Source organism: Curtobacterium sp. MCBA15_004 (assembly GCF_001865055.2).
Classification (GTDB): Bacteria; Actinomycetota; Actinomycetes; order Actinomycetales; family Microbacteriaceae; genus Curtobacterium.
Window position 1 is genome coordinate 2,329,948 of sequence record NZ_CP126266.1, and the last position, 21,925, is coordinate 2,351,872.

Here is a 21,925-nt window from a genome sequence, read left to right on the forward strand (position 1 = left end):
CCCGGCGTCCACCCCGGCGGCGACCGGACCGCGGACACTCGCCGCCGTCCTGGTCGGGCAACCCTCGACCCCGGCGCGGACGCCGGCCGTCCGCCTCGTGCGACGGCACCCGGCCCCGGCGCGGACACCGGCCGCGGGCATCGTCGGTCATCCCTCGACCTCGGCGAGGGCGACGCAGCGCACGACCCGTCCGCCGGCAGCACGCACGGCGCGGACGGCCTCGGCCATCGTGACGCCCGTCGTGACCACGTCGTCGACCAGCACGACGTCGCGACCGCGCAGCCGGATCGGCGCACGGAGCGTCCCCACGGTCGCGGCGACCCGTTCGGTGGCGGTCCGTTCCTTCTGGCCGTGCGCCCGGCCGCGCGGACCACCGGCACCGTGCTCGGTGCGGCGACGTGGTTCCGGGACGCGCAGCAGCGCGGGCGGTCGCCGGACACCGGCCCGGGCGAGCAGCAGGACCACCGGGTCGAACCCGCGGCGTCGGCGCCCGGAGCGGGACGGGGGCACGCGGACGAGGACGGCCCCCGGGGAGGATGCGAGTGCCGCTCCGACGACGGCGCCGAACCGTGCGGCGAGCACCCCGGCGAGGTCCACCCGGCCGCGGAGCTTCAGCTCGAGGACGAGGGTCCGCACCGCCCCCTCGTACCCGTGGGCGGCGTCGAGTCGGACGCCGGCGACGAGGCGGCGGCGCTGCGGCAGGGCATCGACGGCGGCGCGGCAGGCCCGGCACACCGCACGGTCGGGTGCGCCGCAGACAACGCACGAGACCGGCAGGAGGAGGCCGACGACGGCCGCGACGGCATCGGCCCACGGTCGGGCCGCACCGGGTCGGACCACGGCGGGTCGAACCGCGGCGGGTCGGACCGCACCAGGTCGGACCGCGGCGGGTCGGACCGCGGCCGGCGGATCTGTGGTGGGGGGATCTGTGGTGGGCACGCACCCATGCTCGGCGCGACCCACCGTCGGACGCGCGCCGGTGCGGCGGACTGTGGACGGGCCTCCAGTCCGACGGCCCTGTGGAGGAAGACCGGACCCGCTGGGACGACCGCCCGCCCGGACGACCGCCCGCCCGCGCGCCGCGCCCCTCCGCCTCCGTCAGCGCTGGATGCCGAGCACGTCCGCCGTCACGCCCGTGGTGTCCCACCCGCCGCCCGAGGACTGCAGCACGGTGCCGTCCGACATCCGGAGCAGCATCGACCCACCGCTGCCGCCCGCGACCGTCGTGGCGGTGCCCTCGGCCTTCGGCAGCGTCGTCGAGCGGCCACCGACCGTCGACCGGACGACGTCGGGGCCGCTGTCGGCCTGCCCGACCGACACGACGTCGCTGTCGTTCACCCACGCGGCACCGACGGCCTGGCCGGTGGCCGCCTGCACACGGACCGGCGGGCCGAGGCTCGTCGGGGTGCGGTCCGAGCCGCGGGTGATCGCCATGACGTAGAGCGCCGGGCCGTCCGCGGTCTGGATGAGGGCGAGTGCCCGGGTCGAGTCCCGGGAGACCTGGAAGGACACGAGCTGGCCCGCGGGCAGCGTCGTGGTGACCTGGTGCGGGTCGCCGCCGAGCCCGTAGGCGGTGACCTGCCGGGTGTCGCCGGCCCGGCCGACCCAGACGTACCCGAGGTCGTCGACGGACGGCGGGACCAGGCCCTCGGACGCGTCGACCCGCAGGGCGTCACGACCCCGGACGACCACCACACCGCTCGCGTTGCCGACCGCGACCGTCGAGCCGTCGGACCCGAGGGCGAACGACGTCGGGTCGAGCGCGGCCACGGCGTCGCCGGTTCCGCCGCCGAGCGCGGCGACCTTGCCGCCGGCCGCCGCGAAGCCGACCTGGTCGTCGCGGAGCACCAGCGGACGCGGGTCGACGTCGGGGTTGACCTGCGCCGCGGAGCCGTCCTGCTCGGGGTTCGCGAACGTCGCGCCCTCGATCGTGATCGACACCGAGGACACCGACGCGACCGACGCCAGCGACCGCGTGAGCTGTTCGCGCATGCGCGCCTTGTCGGCTCCGCTGGCGCCCAGGGCACCGCTCGACAGGTCCACCGCGGCGGTGCCGTTCTCGATCGTCACGGCGTTCAGGGACAGCTGCGTGCCCTCCGGGAAGGCGGAGACGACCGCGCCCTTGAGCCACTCGGCCGGTCCGGCGAGCAGCGCGCTCGCGATCCGGGTGCTCGTCGACGACCGCGCCAGGAACCACCGTTCGTCGGGCACGAGGTACTGGTAGGTCGGGTCGAAGAAGTAGAGGGCGTGCTCCTGGAACGACGCCTCGAAGCTCACCGGGGTCAGGACGATCCCGTCGGGGGCGTACGCGATCCGCCACTCGCCGTCCTGTCGGACGAACTGGAACGTCAGGGTCGAGGTCGTCGGTCGGACGGCCTGGGTGTACTCGCCGTTCGCGTCCACCGTGGCCGTCGCGGTCAGCGTGTAGGTCAGCTCCCGGTCGGCCGCCCGCTCGACCGTGCCGTTGCCGGGGACGATCGTGACGCCGCGGCGGGGGTTCCACTTGCTCGCGAACCCGTCGGCGAGGAACGCCCGGGCGATCGCGTAGTCGTCCTGCGCGCCCGTGCCGGCGGCGATGAACCCGCGCAGCACGGCGGTCTGGTCGGCTCCGGCGACCGGGCGGTCGGGGCGGTAGTCGAACCCCGAGATCGACTCGTCCTGCACGGACTGCCCGGCGCGGACCGGGCCGTCGGTCGGGATCGCGGCGCAGGCTGCCAGGGCGACGGCGGCGAGGGCCGCCGTGACGACGGCGACCAGCGGACGGAGGCGGCGGCGCACGCGCGGGCGGGCTGCAGAGCGCGGGGGCACGGAACGCGGGGGCACGGCGGACGCCGGGCGGTCGTCGGGACGCGTGGGCATCAGCGGTCCTCCCTGACGGCGCGGGGGCCGTCGTAGTCCTCGTCGAGCTCGGGCAGCGGGATCGCCGAGGTCGCGGTGCCGACGGCCTCGCCGCGGGGCAGGGTGAGCACGAACGTCGAGCCCTCGCCCGGCCGCGACCAGACGTCGATGCGGCCACCGTGCAGCCGGGCGTCCCCGAGTGAGATCGCCAGCCCCAGCCCGGTGCCGCCGATGGTGCGCCGGCGACTCGGGTCGGCCCGCCAGAACCGGTCGAACACGCGCGCGGCGTCCTCGGGCGGCATCCCGATGCCCTGGTCGCGCACGGCGATCGCGACGGACCGCGAGTCGCTGTCGACGACGACCTGGACCGGCTTCCCGTCGGCGTGCTCGATCGCGTTGCCGACGAGGTTGCGCAGGATGCGCCGCACCCGCTTGGCGTCGAGCTGCATGGTCGTGTGCCCGCCCGGCGTCACGAGCTGCAGGGCGGTGTCGGCCCGCTCGGCGAGCGGCTGGAACTCCTCGACGATGTCCGCGGCGAGCGCCGCCGGCACCACCGGCTCGGTGTCGAGCTGCACGGCCTGGGCGTCGTACCGGGAGATCTCGAGCAGGTCCGCGAGCAGGAGTTCGAACCGCTCGACCTGGGTGTGCAGGAGCTCGGCGGACCGGCCGACCGAGGGCTCGAAGGAGTGCCGCGAGTCGAACAGCATGTCGCCCGCGAGCCGGATCGTGGTCAGCGGCGTCCGGAGCTCGTGGGACACGTCGGACACGAAGCGCTGCTGCACCCGGGAGAGCTCGGCGAGCTGGGTGATCTGGCGGCTCACGGCGTCGGCCATGTCGTTGAAGCTCCGCGCCAGGATCGCGATGTCGTCGTAGCCGCGGACCGGGATGCGCTCGTCGAGGCGTCCGGCGGCGATCTTGCGACTGGTCTCGGCCGCGCCGCGGATCGGGACGACCACGAGCCGCACCACGAGCGACGTCACGAGCGCGATGAGCACGATGAGCGCGACCCCGCCGATGGACAGGGTCTGCGACACGAAGTCGAGCGTCTGCTGCGCGTCGGACAGGTCGTAGACGATGTACAGCTCGTACTGCCCCGCGCTCGGGATCTGCAGCACGGAACCGACCGCGAGCCCGGGTTCACGGCGCCCGCCGTCGTCGAGCTGCACGGCCTGCAGGCTGAGGCGGCCGGTGTCCTTCGCGACCTCGCGCCGCAGCTGGTCGGTGATCACGGCGTCGGGGAACTCGGGGCTCGCGAGGTTCTGCAGCGTCTGCGGGCTGGTCTGCCCGGGCGTGCGCTCGATCGCGATGGTCGTCCCGCCCGGGCTCGTGGTGTTCGACAGGATCGACTGCTGCGCCTCGCTCTGCAGTGTCTCGAGCTCGGACTGGTTGTTGTCCTCGCCCGCGGTCGCGGCGTCGAAGATGCCCTGGGCGACGACCGTCGCGCGGGCCGACTCCGCCTCGATCTGGTCGCGGCGCTGCGCGTAGACGTTGTTCGAGATGCTGATCATGACCGCGGTGCCGATCACGGCGACCGCGAGCCCGGTGGTCGCGACGGTGATCGCGACGGACCGCACCATGAGGGACCGTCGCCAGAGCCAGGCGAGCGCGTACCAGCCACGCCGCACCCAGCGGCGCACCCGGCGGCGGGCACGACGGGCCCACCCGCGGCCGGGTGCGCCGTTGGCGGACGGTCCCGGCGGCATCGTGGTCAGGCCCCTCCGGCCCGGTAGCCGACGCCGCGCACGGTCGTGACGATCCGCGGGTTGTCCGGGTCGTGCTCGATCTTCGCCCGGAGGCGCTGCACGTGGACGTTCACGAGCCGGGTGTCGGCCTTGTAGTGGTAGCCCCAGACCTGGTCGAGGAGCATCTCGCGCGTGAACACCTGGTTCGGCTTCTCGGCGAGCGCGCGGAGCAGGTCGAACTCGAGCGGCGTGAGCGCGATGACGGTGTCGCCGCGCCGCACCTCGTGAGCGGCGACGTCGACGGTGAGGTCCCCGGCGTGCAGCACGGTGCCGTCGGTCGCGGTCGGGCGCAGCCGGGTCTTGATCCGGGCGACGAGCTCCTTCGGGTTGAACGGCTTCACGACGTAGTCGTCGGCACCGTTCTCGAGCCCGGCGACGACGTCGGCGGTGTCGCCCTTGGCCGTGAGCATGATGATCGGCGTGCCGCTCTCGGCGCGGATGCGCTTGCAGACCTCGATGCCGTCGATCCCCGGGAGCATGACGTCGAGGAGCACGAGGTCGGGCTTGGTCGCGTGGAAGGCGTCGACGGCGTCGTTGCCGTCGGCACTGAAGTCGGGCTCGTAGCCCTCGGAGCGGAGGACGATGCCGATCATCTCGGCGAGGGCCTGGTCGTCGTCGACGACGAGGATGCGCGGTGTCATGCGTGTGGACTCCGAGTGGCGGGCGGTGGGTGCCGGACCGGCACCCACCGCCACGATAGCGTCCGGCCCCGGCAGGGCGGGTTTTCCGCCAGGATGGGAGTGTCCGCGCGTCCGCAGCGCGGCCGGAGCACGACGAGGGGGCGGCGATGTCCGACTGGCAGGTACCGGGAGCGCCGGGGTCGCGTGGCGAGGACGACCGGACGGGAGGCCCGGCGCACGATCGCGGGCAGCAGCAGCCCGGCGGGTGGCCGGGTCACGGCGCAGCCGGTGCGGCTCCGGGGCAGCAGCAGCGCGGCGGGTGGCCGGGTCAGCAGCAGCCCGGCCCGTGGTCGGGGCAGCAGCAGCCGTCCGGCGGGTGGCCGGGCGGGCCCGGTGCGCCGGGTCACCAGACCGGACAGGGCCCCGGCGCGGGGCCGGTCCCCGCGGGCTCCCGGCCGGTCCTGCCGCTCCGACCGCTCGGGCTCGGCGACGTGCTGTCGGGCGCCTTCACGGTCTTCCGGCGCAACGCGCGGGTCCTGCTGCTCTGGAGCCTGCTGCTCAGCGGTGTGCTCGGGCTGCTGTCGACCCTCGCGAGCACGATCGGGCAGTCCGTGCTGCAGTCGCGGATCTCCTCGGCGCTCGACGGCGGGCGGGGCGGCGACACCGTGGTCGCCGGCTCGATCACCCTCTGGCTGGTGCTGACGGTCGCGCTGCCGTTCCTCACGACGCTCGGCCGTGGCTTCCTGGTCGCCCCGGTCGCCGTGGACACCGGTCAGCGCATCCTCGGACGGCGCGCGACCTTCCGAGGGCTCTGGGCGCTGCTCGCCGGACGACGCCGCTCGGTCGTCGCGTGGATCCTGCTGCAGGCCGGCGCCGGCGTGGTGGTGGGCGTCGTCTTCGGCCTCGTCGTGTTCGGCGCGGCCCTCGCCCTGGGTGCCGGCGGCTCCGGGTTCGACGGTGCCTCGTTCGGCGGGTTCGTCCTGCTCTTCGTGGTGCTCGCGCTGGCGTTCGCGGTCGTCGGCGTGTGGCTCGGGACGAAGTTCGCCTTCACGGTGCCGACGATCGTGCTCGAGGGCCGCACGGTGTTCGCCGCGGCCGCGCAGTCCTGGCGACTGACGCGCGGGGCGTTCTGGCGCACCTTCGGGATCCTGCTGCTCGTCACCGTGGTGTTCGGGTTCGCGGCGTCCATCGCGGCGACGCCGCTGTCCATCGGTGCGCTCCTGCTCGCCGGGACGTTCGACCCGCTCGGGCAGACCGGTGTGTCGACCGGCACCGGGATCGCCGGGGTCGTCGCACTCGTCGTCGGCAGCCTGCTCGTCACGGCGGTGCAGTGCATCGTCGACGTGCTGACCGGGTCGATCACGACGTTCCTCGCCGTCGACCGACGGATCCGCACCGAGGGACTCGACCAGCGGATCGCCGCACACCTCGAGACCGGGCAGCCCGCCGACCCGTTCGCGCCCGCCGACCCGCTGCCCCGCCCCCGACCGGCCACGTGGCAGCCGCCGCAGCAGTGGTCCGGCCAGCAGTGGCCGGCGCAGCAGCCCCCGGTCCCGCAGCAGTGGCAGGGCCAGCAGCCCGGCCCGCAGCAGCAGTGGCAGGGCCAGCAGCCCGGCCCCCAGCAGCAGCAATGGCACGGCCAGCAGCCGCAGTGGCCCGCGCACCAGCCCCCGGCACCGCAGCAGTGGCCCGGCCAGCAGCCGCCGGCACACGGCGGGCACCTCCCGGGCGGACGCCCGTGACCACCCCCGACGCCGACGAGGCACGCCGACTCCTCGAGCGCGAACTCGAGCGGAGCACGTACGACGGTGCCCAGCCGACGTGGTGGGACCGGGCCTCCCGGTCGGTCCTCGACTGGCTCGGGTCGCTCCGCGGCGACGGGGTCGACTCCCCCGTCCTCGCGCACACCCTGCTGTGGACGGCGGTCGTCGTCCTCGTCGCCGTCGTCGTGCTCGTCGTGGTCGCCCGGGGACTGCCCCGTCGGCGTGCCCGCGTGACCGGTTGGACGGTCGGCGGTGTCCTGGACGGGGACGACCTGCGCTCCGCCCGCACGATCGCCGAGGCCGCACGCGCCGCCCTGCGCGCCGGTGACCACGACACGGCCGTGCTCGAGGGCTACCGCGCCGTGGCGCGCGGCCTCGGCGAGCGCGACCTCGTGCCCGACGTCCCCGGCGCGACCGCACGTGCGATCGCCGGCCGGGCACGCGCGCCGTTCCCGGACCTCGGCGACCGACTCGACGGGGCGGCCGCGGCGTTCGACGCGGTGCGCTACCTCGGTGGGACCGCCGACGAGCGCACGGCCCGCGAGGTCCTCGACACCGAGCAGGCCGTCCGGACCGCCCACCCCGCGCGGCCGGACTCCCCGGCGGTGCCCGCGTGAGCGCCCGGACCGCGACGCCCGCACCGACCGGCACCCCGGCGACCCCGACACCCACCGGCCGCGCTGCACGGACCCGGCACGTCGGCGCGTGGGTGCTCGTCGTCGCCGTGGCGCTCGTCCTCGCCGTCCTCACGGCCGTCGTGCAGTCCACGACGCCGCCCGGTCGCGACCCGCTCGACCCGCGCTCCGCGACCGCGAGCGGGTCGATGGCGCTCGTCCGGGTGCTCGAGCAGCGCGGGACCCGCGTCGACGTGGTGCGCGACGCCGACCGGGTCGGTGACGGCACGGTCTTCGTCGACGACGTCTCCGGTGTGCTCGACCCCGACGTCGCCCGGCGCCTGGTCCGCCGGGCCGAGCACGTGGTCCTCGTCAGCGGGGACCCCCGGGTGCTCGACGCCGTCGGGCTCCCCCTCGAACCGGCCGCCCGGCCCGGCGACGGGGACACCGTGTCGACCGCTCGCTGCGGGATCCCGGCCGCCGCCACCGCCGGCGAGGTCTCCACGGACGGGACCGCCTACGCGCGGACCCCGGGGGGCCCGGGCTCCGACGGCGCGGACGCCGGCACGACCGGGTCGCTCGAGCTCTGCGCCCCGTCCGGCACCGGCGAGGACCGCGCTTGGGGCCTCGCCCGGACGGACACCCCGGCCGGCGACGTCACCCTGGTCGGCACGACCGCCGCGTTCCGCAACGACACCGTGACGACGGCCGGCAACGCCGCGCTCGCGCTCGGTCTGCTCGAACAGGGCGGCGGGACCGACGGCACGGACACCCTCACCTGGTACGTCCCGACCGCGGGGTCCCCGGACGCGGCCCCGACGCTCGGCAGCCTCGCGCCGCCGTGGGTGCCGGGGCTGCTCGGCCTCCTCGGGCTGGTCGTCGTCGCCGCGGCGGTCTGGCGCGGACGACGCCTCGGACCGCTCGTCGTCGAACGGCTGCCGGCCGTCGTGCGGGCCGCCGAGACCACGGAGGGACGGGCCCGGCTCTACGCCCGCACCCGCGACCGCACGCACGCGCTCGACACCCTCCGCGTGGCCGCGCTCCGCCGCACCGCTCGTCGACTCGGGCTGCCGCGTTCCGCCCACGTCGACGAGGTGGTCCGCGCCGCCGCCCGCGCCACCGGACGCCCGGACCACGACGTGGGCCGGGTGCTGGTCGGCGGGCCGGCCGGCGACGACCGCCGACTGGTCGACGCGGTCGCGGCGCTCGACGCCCTCGAGGCCGCGGTCCGCGCCGCCACCGAGGGCCGGACCCCGGGCACCGGTCCAGGCACCGGCCCCACCGCCACCATCGACACCGCCACCGCCACCGGCCGCGACACCGCGCACGACGACCACCGACGAGGAGCACGCCCGTGACCGACCCCGCCAGCACCCCGGACGACCGGACCGAGCACCCCACCGGCACCGCCGGCCCTACACTCGGCAAGGACGCGGCCGCCCCGGCCCTCGACGCCGACCGTCGTCCCCGCGGCCGTCGCGGCGGCGAGGACGACGCCGCCCTCCGCGACGCCTTCGGCCGGCTCCGCGCCGAGGTCGGCAAGGCCGTCGTCGGCCAGGAGGGCGCGGTCTCCGGGATGATCGTCGGCGTGCTCGCGCAGGGCCACGTCCTGCTCGAGGGCGTCCCCGGCGTCGCCAAGACCCTGCTCGTGCGGAGCCTCGCAGCAGCGATGTCGCTCGACACCAAGCGCGTCCAGTTCACCCCGGACCTGATGCCCGGCGACGTCACCGGTTCGCTCGTGTACGACGCCTCGACGGGCACCTTCCCGTTCCGCGAGGGCCCCGTGTTCACGAACGTGCTCCTCGCCGACGAGGTCAACCGGACGCCCCCGAAGACGCAGTCCGCCCTGCTCGAGGCGATGGAGGAACGCCAGGTCAGCGTCGACGGCGCGGCCCGACCGCTGCCGGACCCGTTCTTCGTCGCGGCGACCATGAACCCGATCGAGTTCGAGGGCACGTACACGCTCCCCGAGGCGCAGCTCGACCGCTTCCTCATGAAGCTCGTCCTCGAGGTCCCGCCCCGCGAGGTCGAGTGGCAGGTGCTCCGTCGCCACGCCGACGGCTTCGTCCCCCGCGACGTCCGGTCCGCCGGGGTCTCCCCCGTGCTCGGCGTGGACGAGGTCCTCGCCGCGCAGCGCGCCGTCGGTGCCGTCGGTGCCCGTGACGACGTGCTCGCGTACGTCGTCGACCTGGCCCGAGCGACCCGGCAGGCACCGTCCGTGCGCGTCGGGGTGAGCCCGCGTGGCGCGACCGCCCTGCTCGCGGCCGCGAAGGCCTGGGCGTGGCTCACCGGCTACGACGCGATCACCCCGGACCACGTACAGGCGATGGTCGTCCCGGTGTGGCGGCACCGCCTCCGGGTCGCCGCGGACGCCGAGCTCGAGGGCGTCGGCGCCGACGGGGTGCTGCAGCAGGTCCTCGAGCAGGTGCGGGTGCCGATCTAGTGGCGATCTCCGGCCGGTTCGTCGCGCTCCTCGCGGTCGCCGTCGTGCCCACCGTGCTGCTCGGCAGCGCCTGGGCGGGCCTCGCGTGGGCCGGAGTCGTCGTGCTCGGTGCCGTCGTCGACGTCCTGCTGGCCGCCGACCCCGCGCGCGTCCGGGTGGAACGACGCATGCCCCGGCTCGCGCGCCGTGACGCCACCGCCGACGGCACCCTCGTGCTCGCGAACGACGGCACCCGTCGCCTGCGCGCGGTCGTCCGGGACATGTGGGAGCCATCCGCCGGTCACGAGCCCCGGCGGATCCGCACCGACGTCCCGGCCGGCGAGCGGCGCACCGCCCGGATGCGCTTCACGCCCTTCCGTCGCGGCCGCCGCCGCACCGCCGGCGTCGCGGTCCGCGCGTTCGGGCCGCTCGGCCTCGCGGCCCGGCAGCGCGTCGTGCCGGCGCCGGGCGAGCTCGTCGTGACGCCGCCGTTCCGCTCGCGACGGCACCTCCCGTCCCGCCTCGCGCGGTTGCGCGAGCTCGACGGCGAGACCACCCTGCAGCTGCGCGGACACGGCACCGAGTTCGACTCGCTCCGCGACTACGTGCGCGGCGACGACGTCCGGTCGATCGACTGGCGCGCCACGGCCCGTCGGCAGGACCTCGTGGTCCGGACGTGGCGTCCGGAGCGCGACCGCCGCGTCGTGGTCGTCGTCGACGCCGGTCGCGCGGGCGCGGGACGCGTCGAGGACGAGCCCCGCCTGGACACCTTCATCGAGGCCGCCCTGCTCCTCGGTGCCCTCGCCGCCGCGGCCGGCGACCGGGTCGACCTCGTCGTGCTCGACGACGCCGTCCGCGAGCGCGTGCACGGGGCCACCCGCGCCGACGTTGTGCAGCGCTTCGGCGAGGCGCTGTCCGCCGCCGAGCCGGGCATCCGGGCCACCGACTGGTCGCTCGTCCCCGGCGTGGTCGACGGCATCACCACCTCGCGCGCCCTCGTGGTGCTGCTCACCGGCCTCGAGTCCGTCGGGGCGTCGGGCGACGTGCTCGCCGTCCTGCCCCGTCTGGCCCGACGGCACGCCGTCGTGGTCACCGGCGTCGACGACCCGGCGGTCCAGCGGACCGCCTCCGGCGCACCCGGGACGACCGACGACGCGGTCGCAACCCGCTCCACACGCCGGCGACGGGGCGGGCGGGTGCCGGGCCTCCCGTCCGGCGCGGAGCGCGACGTCTACCGCAGGGCCGCCGCGGAACGCACCCTGCTCGACGCCGACGGCGTCGCCGACGTGGCTCGCCGCGCCGGGGCGGAGGTCGTGCGCGGCACGCCCGCCGACGTCCCGCCGCTGGTCGCCGACGCGTACATCCGCGCGAAGGCGGGCGGTCGCCTGTAGCGGCCGGGAGGCGCGCCCCGCGCCCGCCCCGTCGGACCGGTGAGCCGTCGGACCGGTCCGCCGTCGGTGCGGTCGGGTCAGCCGGCCGTCAGCGCGGTCGCGCCGCGCTCGAACTCCTCGACGTCGCCGCGCTGTCCGGCACGGTGGGCCCGGCCGCCGAGCACCCACTGGTACCAGAGCACCGCCGCGAGGGCGACCGTGCCGATCCCGATCTTGACGGGCCACGGCCAGTCCTGCCGGGTCACGACGCCCTCGATCAGCCCGGAGAGCAGCAGGGTGAGGACGAGGCCGACGGCGACGGACAGGAGGGCCCGGCCGTCCTCGGCGAGCGCCTGCGCCCGCGTCCGCTCCCCCGGGGCGATCCAGGACCACGCGATGCCCAGGCCCGCCGCGCCGGCGAGGAAGATCGAGTACAGCTCGAGCTGCCCGTGCGGTGCGATCCACGTGAAGAAGTCGCCCAGGCGGCCCTCGGAGTGCATGATCGCCGCCGAGACCCCCAGGTTGATCGCGTTCTGCCCGATCGAGTACGGCACGAACAGCCCGGTGATCCCGAACGCGACCATGCTCGCAGCGATGTAGGCGTTGTTCGTCCACACCTGCGCCGTGAAGGCCCCGAGCCCGTGGTCGGAGTAGTAGGCCTGGAAGTCCTCGGTCGCGTACCGGCGCAGGGACTCCGCCGTGCCGAAGGTGTCGACCGCACCCGGTGTCGTGCTGATCCACACCGCGACGACGGCCGCGACCACCGCGGTCGCTGCGGCCACCCAGAGCGTCAGCCAGCGGATCCGGAACAGCGCGGCCGGCAGCTGGAGGACGAAGAACGCGGTCACGGCGGTGAGCGGATCGACCGGGGTGCCGGTGAAGCGGAGCCGCGCACGGAACACGGTGAGCGACAGCCGGTCGCCGGTCACGGTCCGCGGTGCGGCGCCGCGGATGCGCGCGAGGTCGGTCGCGGCCTCCTGGTAGCCGGCGACGAGGTGGTCGACGTCCTGCCCGGTCCGCGGGCGCCGTCGGGCGAGCCGGTCGAGCGCGCCCCAGCGGTCGCGGTGCACCTCGTCGTAGGCGTCCAGGTCCACGTCGTCTCCCCCGTCGTCGTGTCGACCGTCGCGCGGGCGGTCGACGCCGGTCTCCGCCAGAATGATCCCATGTCGACGACGCGCGTGCCCCGTGACCTGGCCGACGCCCGCTTCGTCCGGGCGCTCGACGACACGGCCGACGAGCTCGTGGTCGGTGAGGCCGTCGCCCTCGACGTGCAGCCGGCGGGCATCGCGCTCCGGCTCGCCGCGGGCCTCCTCGACGCGGTGTGCCTGCTCGCCCTGTACGTGATGCTCCTCGTCGGCACCTCGCGGCTGTGGCCGAGCAGCGTCGACCCGGCGTGGGAGGCAGCGCTGTCGATCGCGGTGCTCGTCGTCGTGTTCGTCCTCGTCCCGGCGGCGCTCGAGGCCGTCACGCGCGGCAAGAGCGTCGGGCGGTACGCCACCGGCACGCGGGTCGTCCGGCTCGACGGGGGTGCGGTCGGGTTCCGGCAGACGTTCACCCGCTCGCTCGTGGGGCTGCTCGAGCTGTGGGGGTCGGCCGGGTCGATCGCGCTGCTCGTGGCCCTGTTCGGTTCGCGGCCCCGGCGCCTCGGGGACCTCCTCGCGGGCACGGTCGTCCAGCAGGAGCGCGCCGTGCGGGCCCGGCCCACGCAGGTGGTGCTCCCCGCCGAGCTCGTCGGGTGGGCCACGGTCGCCGACGTCTCGGCGCTGCCGCAACGGCTCGAGAACCGGCTCGGCGCGTTCTTCCGCGGCGCTGCCGACATGCGTCCGGACGCCCGTGCGGCGACGGCCCAGCGGCTCGCGGCCGAGGTCGTGCCGTCGGTGCACCCCGTGCCGCCGGTCCCCGCCGAGGTGTTCCTCGCCGGGGTCGTCGTGCTCCGCCGGGACCGCGACCGCACGGCGCTGCGTGCGCGGGCGGCGCTGCTGGACCGCGCAGCGGCGACCGCGACGGCGCGGCCCCCGGGCTTCCCGCGCTGACGAGCGGGTGGCGAGCGGACCAGGGGCGGTTCAGTACCGGTAGTGCTCGGGCTTGTACGGCCCCTCGACCGGCACCCCGATGTACGCGGCCTGCTCCGGTCGGAGCTCGGTGAGCCCCACGCCGAGGGCGTCGAGGTGCAGGCGCGCGACCTTCTCGTCGAGGTGCTTCGGCAGCACGTGCACGCCCGTCGGGTAGGCGTCGCGCCGGGTGTGCAGCTCGATCTGCGCGAGCACCTGGTTCGTGAACGAGGTGCTCATCACGAACGACGGGTGCCCGGTCGCGTTGCCGAGGTTCATCAGCCGCCCCTCGCTGAGCACCAGGATCGACCGCCCGGTCGGCAGCCGCCACTCGTGCACCTGCGGCTTGATCTCGACCTTCTCGGCACCGGGCAGCGCCTCGAGCCCGGCGACGTCGATCTCGTTGTCGAAGTGCCCGACGTTCGCCACGACCGCGAGGTGCTTCAGCCCGAGCATGTCGTCGACCCCGACGACCCCGAGGTTGCCGGTGCACGTGACGACGATGTCCACCTGGCCGACGACGTCGGACAGGCGGGCGACCTGGTACCCGTCCATCGCCGCCTGCAGGGCGCAGATCGGGTCGACCTCGCTGACGATCACGCGCGCACCCTGGCCGCGGAGCGCCTCGGCGGCCCCCTTGCCGACGTCGCCGTAGCCCACCACGAAGGCGACCTTGCCGCCGATGAGGACGTCCGTCGCCCGGTTCAGGCCGTCGGGCAGCGAGTGTCGGATGCCGTACTTGTTGTCGAACTTCGACTTCGTGACGGAGTCGTTGACGTTGATCGCCGGGAACCGGAGCACGCCGTCCCGCGCGAGCTCGACGAGGCGGTGCACGCCCGTGGTCGTCTCCTCGGTGACGCCCTGCACGTCGGCCGCGATGCGGGTCCACCGGTCGCCCGAACTGCGGAGCGACGCCGCGACCGTGTCGAGGACGATCCGCCACTCGGCGCTCGCGTCGGGACCGGGCTCGGGAGCGGCCCCGGCGGCCTCGGCGTCGGCCGCGGTGTGCAGCAGCATCGTGGCGTCGCCGCCGTCGTCGAGGATGAGGTTCGGGCCGGTCCAGGTCGCGCCGGCGACGGCCGCCTCGGCGCTCCAGTCGAAGATGCGCTCGGTGCACCACCAGTACTCGTCGAGGGTCTCGCCCTTCCACGCGAACACGGGGACGCCCGCCGGTTCGTCCGGGGTGCCGTGCGGCCCGACGGCCACCGCGGCGGCGGCCTCGTCCTGCGTCGAGAAGATGTTGCAGCTCGCCCAGCGCACCTGCGCGCCGAGCGCCACGAGGGTCTCGATGAGGACCGCGGTCTGCACGGTCATGTGCAGGGAGCCGGCGATCCGGGCACCCGCGAGGGGCTGCGAGGGACCGAACTCCTCGCGGAGGGCCATCAGGCCGGGCATCTCGTTCTCGGCGAGCCGGACCTGGTGCCGGCCGGCGGCGGCGAGGGCCGGGTCGGCGATGCGGAACGGTGCGGCGGTGCGGGCGTCCGTGGTCATGGCGCCAGTCTCGCACGGTGGGTCCGGCGGACCGTCAGACGACGTCACGGACCGGTGTCGCGCCGGCCCGTCTCGCGGACGGGGTCGGTCGGTCGCGCGCCGGCACACCGTGCCGGACCGTCGCACCGCGCGGCCCCCTCGCGGTCGCGTCAGTCGGACCCGCGCCGGACCGGGCCGCGGCGCACGACGTCCCAGCCGAGCGGGACCCGCAGGCGCGCGGCGTGCCGGGCGCACAGGTCGTAGCCGTGCGGTTCCACGCGTGTGGAGAGCGGTCCGACGACGACCATCGAGTCCGCGTAGTCGTACGTCAGGGTCGCCGCAGCGCTGCCGCCACAGGCGACCTTGCTGCAGATCCGCACGTCCATACCGGCACCGACCCTACCGGAGGGCCCGTCGGTCGGTCGGTCCCGTCGCGGCGGTCGTCGCCGCGTACGATGGCGGGATGTTCCGCAAGCCGCGTCTCGTCACCCCGGTCGACCGCGCCAGGGGACGCTCCCGACACGGGCGCGGCGGACGGTCGAGCGTGACCGGGCCGCACCTCGCACCGGTGATCACCCGCGCCGAGCTGTTCGACCGGATCGTCGGCGACACCGCCCACTACCTGCTCGGGCTCTGGCCGGAGGAGCTCGCCGGCGTCGTCTTCCAGGTCGCGGACATGCCGACGGTGGCGCCGGTGCCGGAGCGCATGCCCCGGTGGCGCGTGGACCGTGACGAGCGCCGCGTGACGCTGTTCCGGATCCCGGTCGAACGGGTCACCCACAGCCCCGAGAAGGACGACACCGACCGCCGGGTCATCATCGAGACCGCGGTGTTCCGTGCCGTCGGCGAGCTGCTCGACAAGGACCCGTGGGACCTGGCGCCGGACCGCTACCGCCACTGGTGACGCGGCGGCTCCCCCGGTCGGGGATGCCGCACGGCGACGACCGGGCCGGCCGCGCCCGCGGCGGGGACCGCCCGGGCCGACCCTGCAGCGGTGCCCGCTACGGGTAGATCCGCAGCGGTGTCGACGCCTCGGTGGCCGCGCGGACCGGGAAGCCGGCGATGCCCGCACTGCCCGCGTACGACACCCCGGCCACGAGCCCCTCGGTCCCCGTCATCACGAGCTGCTGGGACACCGGCACCGAGACCGTCGCCGTCGAGCCGGAGGCCACCTCGACCCGCTGCTCCGCGTCTCCCGAGCGGATCGTCACCCGGGCGTCGGAACGCGTCGGGTTCACGAAGGACAGTTGCGGCGCGTCACCCGGGGCCACGGCCGCGATCGTGCGGTCGGTCAGCGGCTCGGCGGACGCGAACCAGCCGAGGTCGGTGCGGCCGTCCTCGGTCGGCGTCGTGGTGCGGGCACCGGCGACGACGGGCTCGGTCGCGGTCACCGTGAAGGAGTACCGCCCGTCCGGGAAGTCGTCGAGCGCGACGTCGGTGACGACACCCGGCTCCGCGGTCGCGTTCACGGTCGACCCGCCGCCGTCCGCGGTGGTGATGCCGAGCGTGACACGGGCGGTGCGGGTACCGGGCACGAAGATCCGGACGATCGGTCCGGCGTCCGCGGCGTCGTCCCCGCTCTGGGCCTCCTGCGCCTGGTCGAGCACGACCGCGGGGATCACCTGGCGCTGCGCCGGAGCGGCACCGCCGGAGACGATGTCGAACCCGCCCGGGGTGAGCGTCCGCACGATGCTCTCCTGCATGTGCGCGACGATCTGGCCGCCGGAGGACGTGACGTGCACGACCGTGGAGCCCTGGTCGGACACGAAGCCCGACAGCGGCACGACCTTCTGCGTGTTCGGGGCGACGACGATGCCGGTCGTCCCGGGTGCGCTGACCTGCCCGGAGCCGTCGTAGACCGCGAGGTCGACCGTCGCGTTGACGTCGGTCGGGTTCGACAGCGTGATGAGGCTCGTGCGACCGGTCTCCGTCGACCCGCCGACCAGCCACGTCGACTGGCCCGGGTCGTCGCAGGACGCCGCGGCGGTGCCGACGAGGTCACCCGACGAGACGCTCTGGCTGCTGCTGCCGGCGACCTGCGGCGTCGTCCGGCCGGCCGGGGCGGTGAGGAGCTGCGGTGCGCTGCTCCCGGTGGTGGAGCCGCTCAGCTCGCTCCGCTCGACGGTCGAGCCCGTGGTCGCCGTCGCGACCGAGGCCGAGCCGACGGTGCTCGCCTTCGTGGCGTCGTTGCCGGAGTCGTCCGACAGCCGCAGGGCGCTGCCGGCACAGACCCGCTCGGCGGCCGCGGGGACCGGGGTCACGGTGCGGCCGGCGGGACGGGCGGGGTCGCTCCCCGTGCCGATCGCGTGGGCCGCCGTGACGGCGCCGGCCGCGACGACCACGGCGACGGCGGTCGCGGTGCCGCGGACGAGCCAGCGGCGGACGGTGGCGGGACCGGTGCTCATTCGTCGCGCTCCTCGTCGAAGGTGGTGGCGGGTTCCTCGGCCTCGATGACGTTCGAGGTGGCGCGGCGTCGGCGCGGGGCGGTCGGCACCGCGAGCAGGGCCGCGGCGCCGAAGACGACGCCGAGGACCACGAGGTACAGCACGTGCGTCGCCTGGGTGGCGGCGGAGCCGGTCGACACGCGGTCGACGTCGCCCTCGTAGTGGAACAGGCGGCCGGTGGCGGTCTCGCCGATGCTCGTGAACCGTGCGTCCTGCCCGATGGCCCCGACGGCACGGTCGTGCACGGCCTGCGCGGAGGCGTCGTCGGGTGCGCCCTCGAGGAGCACGAACGAGATGCCGAGCGAGCGCAGCGCGGGCTCGGGGTCGTAGCCGCTCCGGCTGGCGAGGTTGCCGGCGAGCGTGGTCAGGCGGGCCCCGGCCGGGCTGAGCCGCAGCGCGGTGGCGTCGAGGGTCGACTGGTCGTCGAGCGTCGAACCCTGCCCGCGCTCGAGCGCGACCGCGAGCGACCCGTCGGTCTGCGGCGAGACCACGAGCGTGCCGACCTCTGGGTTCGCCTGCGCCTCGGCGTTCACGTAGGCGCTGAGGACACGGCCGGTGGTCGGCTGGATGACCGCCGTGCCGAGGAAGAACGCGGCGAAGGACGGCGCGACCGCGACCCCGGCGAGGACGGTGGCGACGAGCCCGGCGACGGGGGCGACCCGGGGCAGGACGTCGACCCCGATGCACGCGGCGAGGGCGAGCGCGAGCCAGTACACCGACAGGCCGCTGCCCGGCCACACGATCGCGGTCGTGGACCCGACGCCGGTCACGGTGACGTGCGTCGCGGCGAAGGCGGTCGCGAACCCGAGGAGCGCGAGGACGAGCGCGGTACCGGCGACGGCCCAGCGGTGCCCGAGCAGCGCACCGACCGCGAGCGCGGCGACCGGCAGCACGAGGACGGCCATGACGACCGGGAGCACGACCGCGACCAGCGCGGCGTCCACCCCGGCGACGGCGGGCAGCCACCCGCTCCAGTCCGGGAGCGGTTGACCGATCGCGAGCTGCAGCGCGGAGGGGACCGGCGTCGCCGAGGGGACACCGGGGTCGGCGGCGATCGCGAGCGGGTTGCCCCGGGCGACCTGCGTGAGCACGAGGGGCAGGAAGAGCACGGCGGCCGGGACCGGGATGAACACCCGACGGTGCGCCCGTCGCCAGCCGACGACGACCGAGACGAACCACCCGATCACGAGCACGGGCAGCAGCGACGGCGCGGACGCCGCGACGACCGCGAAGAGCAGCGCGGCCCCGGAGGCCCACGCCCAGGAGCGGTGCGCCTCGAGGACCGCGAGCAGCAGCCACGGGAGCGTCAGGTGGGCGACGACGGCGCCGAGGTGCCCCGTGGTGACGCCGCCGACGAGCGACGGCGCGAGGGCGTACAGGGTCGCACCGATCACCGGGACCCAGGTGCGCGTCGTGACCTTGCGCACGGCGAACCAGGCACCGAGCGCGGCCACCGGCATCGCGAGCAGCATCACGAGGACGACCGAGGTCGAGGGCGACCACCAGGTGAGCGTGCCGAGCACCGCGACGACCGCGGCGAACGGGTCGCTCGGACCGGTCCACCCGGTGCCGACGGCGTGCCAGCCGTAGCCGACGTTCTGCCAGAGCCGTCCGACGTCGGTGCTCAGCGGCAGGAGACCCCCGCCGGTGAGCGCCGGGCTGCCGAGCAGCGGCCACAGCGTGACGGCGCTGACCACGGCCGCGGCGAGCACGACCCACACGCCGCCGTCGCCGAGGAACGAGGCGCGGGCGATCGGGGCGTCCTCGACCCGGGCGAGCTCGACGTCGCGCGAGGTGGTCCGGTGTTCGTGGACGCGACGCCAGCTGACCCGGAGTGGCTCGACCGCGGCCCACCCGACCCGTCGGGTCCGGGCGATGCTGCGGCGCGCACGACGGACGCCGCCGCCGAAGGCCACCGCGAACGCAGCCGCGAGCTCCCCCGACACCGCGGCGGGGTGCTTCGCGACGAGGTGTCCGACGGCGCGCCCGATCGCGAACGGCACGAGGGTGAGCCAGTGCAGCCAGAGCAGCCCGGCCGGTGCGTAGGTCAGGCGTCGGTGCAGCTGGGCCTGCCGGTGCATGCGCACCCGACGGGCCTCGGACACGCGCTTGCGCCCGAACTCCTCGATCGGGCCGGCGCTCGCCACGCGGGCGTCCGGGACGACGGCGACGCGGTGCCCGGCGAGCCGGGCGCGGATGCAGAGGTCGAGCGCGGCGTCGACGTCGGGCAGCGCCGGGTCGAAGCCACCGAGCTCGCGGAAGACCGAGCGGCGCACGAGCATGCCCGCCGCCGCGACGCCGAGCACGTCGGTGTCCCGGTCGTGCTGGCCCTGGTCGAGCTCGTCCTGGACGAGCGTGATCGACCGGCCGGTGCGGGTCGTGCTCTCGCCGAACGCTCGGATCACCGAGGGGTCGTCGGGCGACACGAGCTTCGGGCCGGCGACGACGACCGAGGGGGCGATCTCGACCGCGGAGAGCATGGCCTCGAGCGCGGTGGGCGCCGGGGCGTTGTCGTGCCCGAGGACCCAGAGCCACTCGTCGGCGGGGGCGACGTCCTCGGCGAGCGGCGCCTCGCGTTCGGCGCGGGCGACGGCCTCGCCGAAGGGACGTCCGGCGGGCAGGCGCACGAGGCCCGCGGAACCGCCGAGGGCGATGTCGGCGGTCGAGCCGTCGGTCGACCCGAGGTCGACGACGACGAGGTTGTCCGGGTGCCGCGTCTGTGCGACGAGGGCGTCGAGGGTGCGGTCGACCTGCTCCCCGCCGTTCGCGGCGACCAGGACCGCGGTGACGCGGGGTCGTCCGGAGCGTGGCTGGTCGAGGTCCGACCGGGACCGGTCGGACTGGGGCCGGGACTGCGCGGGACTGGGCTGCATGACGCGCGTCACTCTACGGTCTGGAGGCGCGGCGCCGGTCCGTGACGACGGCGCGCCGTGAACCTGTGCACCTGGTCACCGCTCGGTGCGGGGCGGGCGCGCACCGTGCCTCCCGGCCGGGTGGCGGTGGGGTGGTCCGCCTAGGCGCGACGGCGCAGCTTGCGGCGCTCGCGCTCCGACAGTCCGCCCCAGATGCCGAAGCGTTCGTCGTTCTCGAGCGCGTACTCGAGGCACTGCGTCCGGACCTCGCAGGATCCGCAGATCTTCTTGGCCTCGCGCGTGGAGCCGCCCTTCTCGGGGAAGAACGCCTCCGGGTCGGTCTGCGCGCAGAGCGAGTCGACCTGCCAGGAGAGCGGGTTCTCCTCGTCGGCGTCGGCTCGTCGGACCCCGGGGACCCCGAGGGCCACCGGGTCGACGTGCCAGTCCTCCGGCACTCCGGTGTGGAATTCGGCGCTGTTCACCCTGATCACCCCTGACGTCTCGGCTGCGGACCACGTTCGACACGTGGTCGCTGCTGTAATTACAGCGGTGTGATTCCCGAGAGTCAAGTCGCGGATCATAGGAGGCGCTGACCGATCCGGCGTGTCATGTCCCCCGTACGGGCGTGTCGCGGTCGATCTGTCCGCCGATCGGGGGACAACACCGGGCCCGGGCGGACGGTCCGCGGCGGTGTCGTCGACGCGGTCGCGCACGCGGCTCAGCCGATCCGGCGCCGGGCCTCCCACGCACTGCTGACCATCTCGTCGAGCGTGTGGCGCATCGACCACTCGAGGTCGCGGGCCGCCGCCTCACCCGTCGCGACGATGCGGGCCGGGTCGCCCGGACGCCGCGGGGCCACCTCGGGCTCGAACGCGATGCCGGTGCCGGTCGCCATCGCGTCCATGATCTGCCGGACGCTCACGCCGTCGCCACTGCCGAGGTTGTACGCACGCTCGAGGGGCTCCCCCGCCTCGAGCTTGCGTGCGGCCACCGCGTGCGAGTGGGCGAGGTCGGCGACGTGCACGTAGTCGCGCACGCACGTGCCGTCCGGGGTCGCGTAGTCGTCGCCGTTGATCCGCGGGGTGCGACCGGCGAACAGGGCGTCGAACACGAGCGGGAAGAGGTTGTGCGGGCTCGCGTCGTACAGGTCCGGCTCCCCCGACCCGACGACGTTGAAGTAGCGGAGCGAGGTGGTGGCGAAGCCCGCGGCGACCTCCATGTCGCGCAGCAGCCACTCGCCGATGAGCTTCGACTCGCCGTAGGGCGACTCCGGGGCCTTCGGCGTGGACTCGACGACCGTCTCGACGTCCGGCGTGCCGTACACCGCGGCACTCGACGAGAAGACGGCCTTCGTGACGCCCTGCTCGGCCATCGCTCGGAGCAGCGTCGTCATGCCGGTCACGTTCTGCTCGTAGGTGTGCAGGGGGCGCTCGACCGAGACGCCCGCGTACTTGAAGCCCGCGACGTGCACGACCCCGGTGACGTCGTGCTCGCGGAGCGTCCTGGCGACCAGGTCGCCGTCGAGGATCGTGCCCTCGACGAACGGCACGTCCTCGGGGACGAACGCGCGGAAGCCGCTCGACAGGTCGTCGAACGCGACCGTGTCGATGCCGGCGGCGCGCAGCGCGCGGACGACGTGGGACCCGATGTACCCGGCACCGCCGGTGACCAGCCAACTCATGCTCGTCACGCTAGCGGACAGGCTGGTCTCCCCCGGCCGCACCGGCGTGCGTGTCCAC

The 21,925-nt window shown here is 75.3% G+C and carries 18 protein-coding genes; 7 read left to right on the top strand and 11 right to left on the bottom strand.

Annotated features, from left to right (window positions below):
- Positions 1–147: 147 nt before the first annotated feature.
- From QOL16_RS10830 to mtrA, 4 genes are all read right to left on the bottom strand, one after another.
- Positions 148–840 (bottom strand): phosphoribosyltransferase family protein, encoded by a 693-nt coding sequence (locus QOL16_RS10830; protein ID WP_071247642.1) that lies wholly within the window; start codon positions 838–840, stop codon positions 148–150.
- Positions 841–1,098: 258 nt separating this feature from the next.
- The gene (locus tag QOL16_RS10835) at positions 1,099–2,859 is read right to left on the bottom strand and encodes an LpqB family beta-propeller domain-containing protein (protein WP_083395129.1); all 1,761 of its coding nucleotides are present in this window, start codon (positions 2,857–2,859) and stop codon (positions 1,099–1,101) included.
- Positions 2,859–4,541, bottom strand: coding sequence for an MtrAB system histidine kinase MtrB (gene mtrB, locus QOL16_RS10840; RefSeq protein WP_139266487.1), 1,683 nt, complete (start codon positions 4,539–4,541; stop codon positions 2,859–2,861). Before mtrB ends, QOL16_RS10835 begins: the two co-directional genes overlap by 1 nt.
- 5 nt (positions 4,542–4,546) lie before the next feature.
- Positions 4,547–5,221: an MtrAB system response regulator MtrA gene (mtrA, locus tag QOL16_RS10845; RefSeq protein ID WP_065964678.1), complete on the bottom strand. Its 675-nt coding sequence runs from the start codon at positions 5,219–5,221 to the stop codon at positions 4,547–4,549.
- 146 nt (positions 5,222–5,367) lie between these two features.
- Between mtrA and QOL16_RS10850 the strand changes: the two genes are divergently transcribed.
- Genes QOL16_RS10850 through QOL16_RS10870 form a run of 5 tightly spaced genes read left to right on the top strand, consistent with a single transcriptional unit; the run spans position 5,368 to position 11,390 of the window.
- Entirely contained in the window at positions 5,368–6,942 is a 1,575-nt protein-coding gene (locus QOL16_RS10850; protein ID WP_071285141.1) for a glycerophosphoryl diester phosphodiesterase membrane domain-containing protein, read from the top strand.
- On the top strand, positions 6,939–7,580 hold the full coding sequence (locus QOL16_RS10855) for a DUF4129 domain-containing protein (protein WP_071247629.1): 642 nt from the start codon (positions 6,939–6,941) through the stop codon (positions 7,578–7,580). The genes QOL16_RS10850 and QOL16_RS10855 overlap by 4 nt, the downstream gene beginning before the upstream one ends.
- The gene (locus QOL16_RS10860) at positions 7,577–8,935 is read left to right on the top strand and encodes a DUF4350 domain-containing protein (protein WP_071285140.1); all 1,359 of its coding nucleotides are present in this window, start codon (positions 7,577–7,579) and stop codon (positions 8,933–8,935) included. Before QOL16_RS10855 ends, QOL16_RS10860 begins: the two co-directional genes overlap by 4 nt.
- Complete coding sequence (locus QOL16_RS10865) at positions 8,932–10,020, top strand: MoxR family ATPase (protein WP_083395128.1); 1,089 nt, start codon at positions 8,932–8,934, stop codon at positions 10,018–10,020. Before QOL16_RS10860 ends, QOL16_RS10865 begins: the two co-directional genes overlap by 4 nt.
- Positions 10,020–11,390 carry a DUF58 domain-containing protein gene (locus tag QOL16_RS10870; RefSeq protein WP_071285139.1) on the top strand — a complete coding sequence of 457 codons (1,371 nt, stop codon included), beginning with the start codon at positions 10,020–10,022 and terminating at the stop codon, positions 11,388–11,390. The genes QOL16_RS10865 and QOL16_RS10870 overlap by 1 nt, the downstream gene beginning before the upstream one ends.
- A 77-nt stretch (positions 11,391–11,467) precedes the next feature.
- Here the strand turns inward: QOL16_RS10870 and QOL16_RS10875 are convergent, their stop codons facing one another.
- Positions 11,468–12,463 carry a stage II sporulation protein M gene (locus QOL16_RS10875; protein WP_071247621.1) on the bottom strand — a complete coding sequence of 332 codons (996 nt, stop codon included), beginning with the start codon at positions 12,461–12,463 and terminating at the stop codon, positions 11,468–11,470.
- Positions 12,464–12,532: 69 nt separating this feature from the next.
- On the opposite strand from QOL16_RS10875, the gene QOL16_RS10880 reads away from it, so the two are divergent.
- Positions 12,533–13,402 (top strand): RDD family protein, encoded by an 870-nt coding sequence (locus QOL16_RS10880; RefSeq protein ID WP_071285152.1) that lies wholly within the window; start codon positions 12,533–12,535, stop codon positions 13,400–13,402.
- A gap of 30 nt (positions 13,403–13,432) precedes the next feature.
- On the opposite strand, the gene ahcY is transcribed toward QOL16_RS10880, so the two are convergent.
- Together ahcY and QOL16_RS10890 are read right to left on the bottom strand one after the other, a co-directional pair.
- Positions 13,433–14,911, bottom strand: a complete 1,479-nt coding sequence (gene ahcY, locus QOL16_RS10885) for an adenosylhomocysteinase (RefSeq protein WP_071285138.1) — start codon at positions 14,909–14,911, stop codon at positions 13,433–13,435.
- Positions 14,912–15,060: 149 nt separating this feature from the next.
- Entirely contained in the window at positions 15,061–15,276 is a 216-nt protein-coding gene (locus QOL16_RS10890) for a DUF3499 family protein (protein WP_071285137.1), read from the bottom strand.
- Positions 15,277–15,353: 77 nt separating this feature from the next.
- Here QOL16_RS10890 and QOL16_RS10895 point away from each other — a divergent pair, with 77 nt between their 5' ends.
- Positions 15,354–15,794, top strand: coding sequence for a metallopeptidase family protein (locus tag QOL16_RS10895; RefSeq protein ID WP_065960685.1), 441 nt, complete (start codon positions 15,354–15,356; stop codon positions 15,792–15,794).
- Positions 15,795–15,891: 97 nt separating this feature from the next.
- On the opposite strand, the gene QOL16_RS10900 is transcribed toward QOL16_RS10895, so the two are convergent.
- The 4 genes from QOL16_RS10900 to galE all read right to left on the bottom strand — a co-directional run bounded on the left by QOL16_RS10900 (position 15,892) and on the right by galE (position 21,867).
- Entirely contained in the window at positions 15,892–17,295 is a 1,404-nt protein-coding gene (locus tag QOL16_RS10900; protein ID WP_071285136.1) for a DUF5719 family protein, read from the bottom strand.
- Positions 17,292–20,207: a glycosyltransferase family 2 protein gene (locus QOL16_RS10905; protein WP_139266486.1), complete on the bottom strand. Its 2,916-nt coding sequence runs from the start codon at positions 20,205–20,207 to the stop codon at positions 17,292–17,294. Before QOL16_RS10905 ends, QOL16_RS10900 begins: the two co-directional genes overlap by 4 nt.
- A gap of 140 nt (positions 20,208–20,347) precedes the next feature.
- Complete coding sequence (locus tag QOL16_RS10910; protein WP_370692522.1) at positions 20,348–20,677, bottom strand: WhiB family transcriptional regulator; 330 nt, start codon at positions 20,675–20,677, stop codon at positions 20,348–20,350.
- 227 nt (positions 20,678–20,904) lie between these two features.
- Positions 20,905–21,867, bottom strand: coding sequence for a UDP-glucose 4-epimerase GalE (galE, locus tag QOL16_RS10915; RefSeq protein WP_071285150.1), 963 nt, complete (start codon positions 21,865–21,867; stop codon positions 20,905–20,907).
- Positions 21,868–21,925 lie beyond the last annotated feature (58 nt).